Origin of the sequence: Devosia sp., from assembly GCF_048261455.1 — a bacterium.
Taxonomy (GTDB): domain Bacteria; phylum Pseudomonadota; class Alphaproteobacteria; order Rhizobiales; family Devosiaceae; genus Devosia_A.
On record NZ_JBLXGA010000001.1, the window covers coordinates 48499 to 55029 of the forward strand.

Sequence of the window (6531 nt, forward strand, 5' to 3'; positions counted from 1 at the left end):
ATTGGATCATGCGTATCACATAGGTGAAGCGCTGGAACCACGGACGAGCAGGGTGAGCGGCAGGATGTCCTGTCGCGGCTCGTCGATAGCTGCGGTCGGGCTCAGGATCGTGGTAACGGCCTGGCGTCCGATCTCGCGGATCGGTTGGACCATGGTGGTCAGAGGCGGCTGGGAGGTTTCCCCTTCGGGCACGCCATCAAAACCGACGACGGAGATTTCCTCGGGTACCCGGAAGCCCCGCTTATCGAGCCACTCCAGGGCTTCAAGGGCCAGCCGGTCGGACATGGCCAGAAGGGCAGTGGGGTGATCGGGTCCCGAAAAGAGCTGCTCCAGTCCCAGAGGGAGATCCGGGTGACGGTGCCTCACGGCAATACTCGGCGAGGCCCAGACAGGCACCTTGCTGGCGTCGATCCCCGCAGCGGCGAGCGTCTCGAGATAGCCCCGCAGACGGTTGCGCACCGTATGGTACATTGCGTCGCCGACCTGGTCGGGGTGGGCCCAGCCCGACAGTTCCGTGTCGTTGTATTCGAGCGACAGCACGGAAAAGCGCCGATGCCCGAGATCCAGCAGATGCTGCGCAGCGCTGCTCGCCCCGCCGTAGTCATCGATCCCGATGGTTGCGATCGTCTTGTCCGGCCGCCCCAGGTCGATGGCGACAAAGGGCAATTGCCGCGCCTTTGTCAGTTCGACGAGTTTCTCGCCCCCCTCGATGCACGACAGGATAAAGCCGTCGACCAGGGCACTTTCGATGTTCCAGGCGAGGCGTTCCGGGTTGACGGTGGAAATCAGGGAAACGCCAGCCCCCGCGGCGTCTGCCGCCTCGGTCACGCCGCGCATGAGTTCTCGGGAATAGGGATCTTCGAAAAAGACGCTGAGGGGCTCGACGGTCGCGACACCGATGGCGTTGACCTTGCCGGCACGCAGCATGCGGCCGCGCGGGTCCGGGCCGGCATACCCCACAGACTGCGCAGCAGCCAGCACGCGTTCCCGCACTTCGGGACGCACCAGTTCGGGCCGGCTGAAGACATTGGAGGCGGTGCCCTGCGACACGCCGGCCGCTTTTGCCACGTCTGAGAGCCGTGGGGACTTGGTCTTGGCGGATGCGGCTTTGATCATGACCTTTCGTATCAGGCTGTTTGAACCGGTTCAATAAATGCTTGACGTGGACAGTGCGCGCTGCATATTGAAACGATTCAATGAATCGGTTCAATTGAGAGGGGAGTGGAGAACGATGATTGCAGGTCATGGAGAGATTGCTGGACTCGTGCCCGATTGCGCTGAGCAGACGGCAACGGCGCGGCGGCCGGTGAAAAGCGACGCCATGTCAGCGGAATCGCGGCTGCGTGCGACTGTGGCGAGGCCGCTCAGCGGGTCAACGCTATGGGCGGACCTGGCGCAGGTGGTGCGCAATATCGTGGCGCGCCATCGGGAGCGCCAGCTGATCATTGCGCTATCGCGGCGTAATTCGCGGCTGCTCGACGATATGGGGTTCGACCCGGAGGCGATCCGTAAAGCCGTTGAGAACAGCTGGGACGAATATCGTCCCGAGCTGATGTCGCGCGAGCCCTGGGCGCGTCGTGGGCGCGACTAGGCCTTGAGCTTGGCGAGGACTGCGGCGCCCATCTCTTCGGTCCCGACGGTCTTGCGGTTGTCCTGGGCAATATCGCCGGTACGCAGGCCATCATCGAGAACCGCAGCGATTGCCGCTTCGAGACGGTCGGCAAGGGCGACCATGTTGAACGAATAGCGCAGTGCCATGGCAAAGCTTGCCAGCATGGCGATCGGGTTGGCGGCGCCGGTGCCGGCAATATCGGGAGCCGAGCCGTGCACGGGTTCGTAGAGCGCCTTGCGGGTGCCAGTCACCGGGTCGGGCGCGCCTAGCGAGGCGGACGGCAGCATGCCGAGCGAGCCGGTCAGCATGGCGGCGGCGTCGGACAGGATGTCGCCGAACAGATTGTCGGTGACCATCACGTCGAACTGCTTGGGATTGCGCACCAGCTGCATTGCCGCGTTGTCGGCGAGGATGTGGTGGAACTCAAGATCCGTGTAGTCCTTGGCGACGGCCTGGGCCACTTCGTCCCACAGAACGCCCGACTTCATGACATTCTTCTTGTCGGCTGAGTGCACCTTGCCCGAGCGGGTGCGGGCGAGATCGCAGGCGACGCGGACGATGCGGTCGATCTCGTAGGTCTCGTAGACCTGGGTATCGACGGCGCGCTTTTGGCCGTCGCCGAGATCGGTAACTTCCTTGGGTTCGCCGAAATAGACACCCCCAGTCAGCTCGCGCACGATCAGAATGTCGAGGCCTTCGACCAATTCGCGCTTCAGCGACGAGGCATCCGCGAGCGCCGGATAGCAGATGGCCGGACGCAGGTTGGCGAACAACTGCAGGTCCTTGCGCAGGCGCAGCAGGCCGGCTTCGGGGCGGTGCTCATAGGGCACCTTGTCCCACTTGGGTCCGCCCACGGCGCCGAAGATCACCGCATCGGCGGCGAGCGCTTTCTGCATGTCCTCTTCGGAAATCGCGACGCCGTGCTTGTCATAGGCGCAGCCGCCGACGAGACCGGAGTCGGTTTCGAAATCGGTCTCACCCTCGCTATTGAGCCAGAAAATGACCTTTTCGACTTCCTTCATGATTTCGGTACCGATGCCGTCGCCGGGCAGCAGGAAGAGCTTCTTGGTCATGAGGATCGCCTTTGATCATGTCGGACTTTGCGCTGCTGTTTATCGCCTGCATCGGCGTGGCGAAAGTCCAAACACACCAGAGCCGGTACGGCTCAGAGTGGCTTCTTGAGAAAATAGCGGGTGTCGCCGCGCGGATGTTCGGGGATCTCGCCGAAAACGGAAAAGCCGAGCTTCTCGTAAAAAGGGCGCGCCTGAAAGCTGAAGGTGTCGAGCCAGATACCGCCCAACCCCTGCTCACGCGCCCAGTTCTCCGCCTTGGCCATCAGCTGGCGACCTATGCCTTCGCCCTGACGGTCGAGTGGCACGGCGACATATTGGATGAACAGCCACTCGAAAATGGCTGCGCCATAGAGCCCGCCGATGATCGGCCCATCCGCCGTGTCGCGCAGCAGAACGGAGTAGGGCAGGTAGGTCGCCTGGCGGCCGGCCGCCACTTCCGACGTCACCAGCGATGCAAAGATCGCTTCGATGTCTTCGGCCGTGGGCTCTTGCTTCTCTTCAAATATTAGGCTCATCAGCTGCTGCGTGCTCCGATCCGGGCGGTCACTTCGATCTCGAGTTTCATCTCGGGTGTCGTCAGCCCGCAGACCACCATGGTTGCCGCGGGGCGAATGTCGGCGAAGACCTCGCCGGCGACGGCGCAGAGCGCCTCGTAGTGGTCCATGTGGATGATGTAATAGCGCACGCGCAGAACGTCGGCGAGGCTGGCGCCCGCTTCGGCGAGGGCCTTCTCTATGGTCGCAAAGGCATTGCGCGCCTGGGCGGTGGCATCCTCGGGCATGACCATGATGGCATAGTCATATCCCGTGGTGCCGGAGACATAGACCATGTCGCCATCAACCACAGCGCGGGAGTATCCGATGCTGGCTTCGAACGGGGAGCCGGAGGAAATATGCTGGACCATCTATTCACTCGCGATTGATGCTCACGCGTCGACGGGCGAGCATAGCGTCCGCCCTGAAGCAGGGTCCAGCCCGTCGCCAGCAATTTGCCTGCAGGCGCAGTGCGTCAGTAGGACAGCCGTGGTCGCCAGTCAGGATCGCGGCCCTGAGGCAGCGAATCTTGCACCAGCCAGAGTGTGCTCATCTCGATGGCGCTGCGCGGGTCCTGGCCAGGATCGGCCTCGGAAATTTCCTCGCTCCAGAAGTGTCGTATGGCGTCGCCATCGCGACGGAAGACGTTATAGGCGGGCCTATCGGCATCGTCCTGGCTTACCCAGTCACGGGTGTAGTCGCCGCTTGGGTCAGAATAGATCGGCATATGCGACCAGCCACGAGCCGCTTTCCATTCGCGGAGGCGTTCGATGGGCGAGCGTGCGACGAGGGCGATGCCGGTCCGCTGCAGGATATCGGGTATCGAGCCTTCGAGCGATGCCATCATCGCAGTGCACATGGGGCAGGGGCGCTGACGCTGCGGGCCGAACATGTAGGAGTAGATGACGAGCGAGGGGTGGGCGCCGAACAGCTCGCCGAGCGAAACTTCGCCGTGTTCGCCTACAAAGCGGTAGTCCTTTTCCAGAATTGCGCCCGGGGGCAGGGCACGGCGCATCTCGGCGACGTGCTCTATCTGTCGTCGCAATTCGATTTCGGCCGTCAGCAGGTCCTGGCGAGCAGCCCGATAGGCGGCGGACTCCCCTGGATGGCGGGTCGGGTTGCTTGCCGCTAGCTCGGCGGCGGGCGTCAACATGGGCCGGTCCATCGCATTCTCCCAAAACGGTACGATGATGTGGGAAACGGCCAGTCGGATTGATGAGCCGCGCGACCGCCATTGACTGATAATGTTGATATCAACATATTGAGGCGCATGTCAAACCTTCCGGCCCAATTCGCAACCACGCTCGAAGTGCGCGACAGTTGTCTTTGCCTCGCCGTGCATCGGGCGGCGCGTCGTCTCGCCCGCCGATTCGACAAGGTCTTCCGACCCCTCGGCATCACCCATGGCCAGTTCTCACTGCTGAACGGGCTCAACCGGCCAACGCCCCCGACGATGGCAGAGGTGGCGCAGTTGCTCGCTATGGACCGCACCACGCTTACGGCGGCGCTGAAGCCACTGGAAAAGAGTGGGCATGTACGTGTGGTCATTGACGCGCAGGACCGGCGGCAGCGGCGCCTGCTGCTGAATGACAGTGGCCGGACGATGCTGGAGGCGGCCTGGCCGCTCTGGCGACTGGCACATCAGGCGCTAGAGGCTGAGACCCTCGCCGAGGGCGAGGCCGCTGCGCTGCGGCAAGGCCTCGCAGCACTTGCCGCCTGATTGGCGTTCAGCGGCGCAAAAGCGCCCTCAGGAGGTCACAGCCAGGGGCGATCGGAAGCCATCTTGGTTTCGAAGCTGGCGATCGCCGGGTCGGACTTCAGGGTCGCGGCGATATCGTCGAGGCCCTCGAGCAGCGTCTGCTTGCGGGAGGGGTCGATATCGAAATGCACTTCGCCACCGTCGGGCCCCTTGATGGTCTGGGCCTCGAGGTCGATGGTCAGCGTCGCGTTGCTGCCGCGCTCGGCGTCATCCTGCAGCAAGGCGAGCTGCTCGGGGGTCACGACGATGGGCAGAATGCCGTTTTTGAAACAGTTGTTATAGAAAATGTCGGCGAAGCTGGTGGAGATGACGCAGCGGACACCAAAATCCAGCAGCGCCCAGGGCGCATGCTCACGTGAGGAGCCGCAGCCGAAATTATCGCCCGCGACAATGATCTTGGCGTCGCGATAGGCGGGCTTGTTGAGGACGAAATCGGGGTTCTCCGAGCCATCCTCGTTGTAGCGCATCTCGGAAAACAGCGCGGTCCCGAGGCCGGTGCGCTTGATGGTTTTCAGATATTGCTTGGGGATGATCATGTCCGTGTCGATATTGATGATCGGCATCGGTGCGGCGACACCCGTCAGCGTCGTGAACTTGTCCATGAGCATACCCCTGTGACATGCTGCCGAGCGCGCAGAAACCGGCGATCCAGGCAGGCGGCAGATAAAGCCGAGTGCTTAATGGCTCAACGGGACCTGCCCGGTCAAGTCTGGCCGGAGGCGTGACGAGGGGGCCGTCATGAGGATTCTGCTGGTAGCCGATCTGCACTATTCGCTGCCACAGTACGACTGGCTGCTGGGCACTGCCGCCGCCTATGACCTCGTGGTGATCGCCGGCGATCTGCTCGAGACCAATGCGATGGTCGACATGAGTACGCAGACCGTGGTGGTGGTCAATTATCTCAAGCGCCTGCGCAAGGTGACCGAGGTTCTGGTCTGTTCCGGCAATCACGACCTGACGGCACCGAACAGTTTCGGTGAAATGAGCGCCGAATGGGCACGTGGGCTGCGACGGTTCCAGGTCGGCACCGACGGCGACACATTGCGCATCGGGGATACGCTGTTCACCATGTGCCCGTGGTGGGATGGCCCGCAGACGCGCGACGGGATCAGCCAGCAGCTGGCTGCCGCCGCCGAGCAGCGCCAGGGTGCCTGGGTCTGGGTGCACCACGCCCCGCCGGCCGACGTGCCGATCAGCTGGAACGGGCAGCGGCATTATGGCGACGTCGAACTCGTGAACTGGATCGCGCGCTACAAGCCGGACGTGGTGTTCTGCGGGCATGTGCACGAAGCGCCGTTTTCGCGCGGCGGCTCCTGGGTCGAACGGATCGGGGACACCTGGGTGTTCAATGCCGGCCGTCAGATCGGGCCGGTGCCCACCTGCGTCGCGATCGATACCGATGTCGGTGAGGCCGCCTGGTTTTCAATCGAGGGCGCGGAGGCAGTGAGCCTGACCCGGCCCCTGGAGCGGCCGATCCCGCCGCTGACGGCCTTGCCGCAGTGGATGTCCCGGGCCGATTGATCGGCGCGATCAGAGCCTCGGATCAGATTTCAG

At 63.3% G+C, this 6531-nt stretch carries 9 protein-coding genes; 3 read left to right on the forward strand and 6 right to left on the reverse strand.

All coding sequences use genetic code 11. From position 1 onward, the window contains the following. Window positions 1-15: 15 nt before the first annotated feature. Window positions 16-1116: a LacI family DNA-binding transcriptional regulator gene (locus ACN0TK_RS00235; RefSeq protein WP_417307418.1), complete on the reverse strand. Its 1101-nt coding sequence runs from the start codon at window positions 1114-1116 to the stop codon at window positions 16-18. A 37-nt stretch (window positions 1117-1153) separates the two neighbouring features. Between ACN0TK_RS00235 and ACN0TK_RS00240 the strand changes: the two genes are divergently transcribed. Further along, window positions 1154-1591, forward strand: coding sequence for a hypothetical protein (locus ACN0TK_RS00240; RefSeq protein ID WP_417307419.1), 438 nt, complete (start codon window positions 1154-1156; stop codon window positions 1589-1591). On the opposite strand, the gene leuB is transcribed toward ACN0TK_RS00240, so the two are convergent. The 4 genes from leuB to ACN0TK_RS00260 form a co-directional block, all read right to left on the reverse strand. Next, complete coding sequence (leuB, locus tag ACN0TK_RS00245; RefSeq protein ID WP_417307420.1) at window positions 1588-2685, reverse strand: 3-isopropylmalate dehydrogenase; 1098 nt, start codon at window positions 2683-2685, stop codon at window positions 1588-1590. The two genes, ACN0TK_RS00240 and leuB, sit on opposite strands and share 4 nt — an antisense overlap. A 92-nt stretch (window positions 2686-2777) precedes the next feature. After that, the gene (locus tag ACN0TK_RS00250; RefSeq protein ID WP_417307421.1) at window positions 2778-3200 is read right to left on the reverse strand and encodes a GNAT family N-acetyltransferase; all 423 of its coding nucleotides are present in this window, start codon (window positions 3198-3200) and stop codon (window positions 2778-2780) included. After that, window positions 3200-3589 (reverse strand): RidA family protein, encoded by a 390-nt coding sequence (locus ACN0TK_RS00255; RefSeq protein WP_417307422.1) that lies wholly within the window; start codon window positions 3587-3589, stop codon window positions 3200-3202. Before ACN0TK_RS00255 ends, ACN0TK_RS00250 begins: the two co-directional genes overlap by 1 nt. Window positions 3590-3693: 104 nt before the next feature. Beyond that, window positions 3694-4383: a DUF899 family protein gene (locus ACN0TK_RS00260; RefSeq protein WP_417307423.1), complete on the reverse strand. Its 690-nt coding sequence runs from the start codon at window positions 4381-4383 to the stop codon at window positions 3694-3696. Window positions 4384-4488: 105 nt separating this feature from the next. Between ACN0TK_RS00260 and ACN0TK_RS00265 the strand changes: the two genes are divergently transcribed. Beyond that, window positions 4489-4938: a MarR family winged helix-turn-helix transcriptional regulator gene (locus ACN0TK_RS00265; protein WP_417307424.1), complete on the forward strand. Its 450-nt coding sequence runs from the start codon at window positions 4489-4491 to the stop codon at window positions 4936-4938. 35 nt (window positions 4939-4973) lie between these two features. On the opposite strand, the gene leuD is transcribed toward ACN0TK_RS00265, so the two are convergent. Then, window positions 4974-5579: a 3-isopropylmalate dehydratase small subunit gene (gene leuD / locus ACN0TK_RS00270; RefSeq protein WP_417307425.1), complete on the reverse strand. Its 606-nt coding sequence runs from the start codon at window positions 5577-5579 to the stop codon at window positions 4974-4976. A gap of 136 nt (window positions 5580-5715) precedes the next feature. Here leuD and ACN0TK_RS00275 point away from each other — a divergent pair, with 136 nt between their 5' ends. Further along, on the forward strand, window positions 5716-6498 hold the full coding sequence (locus ACN0TK_RS00275; RefSeq protein WP_417307426.1) for a metallophosphoesterase family protein: 783 nt from the start codon (window positions 5716-5718) through the stop codon (window positions 6496-6498). Window positions 6499-6531 lie beyond the last annotated feature (33 nt).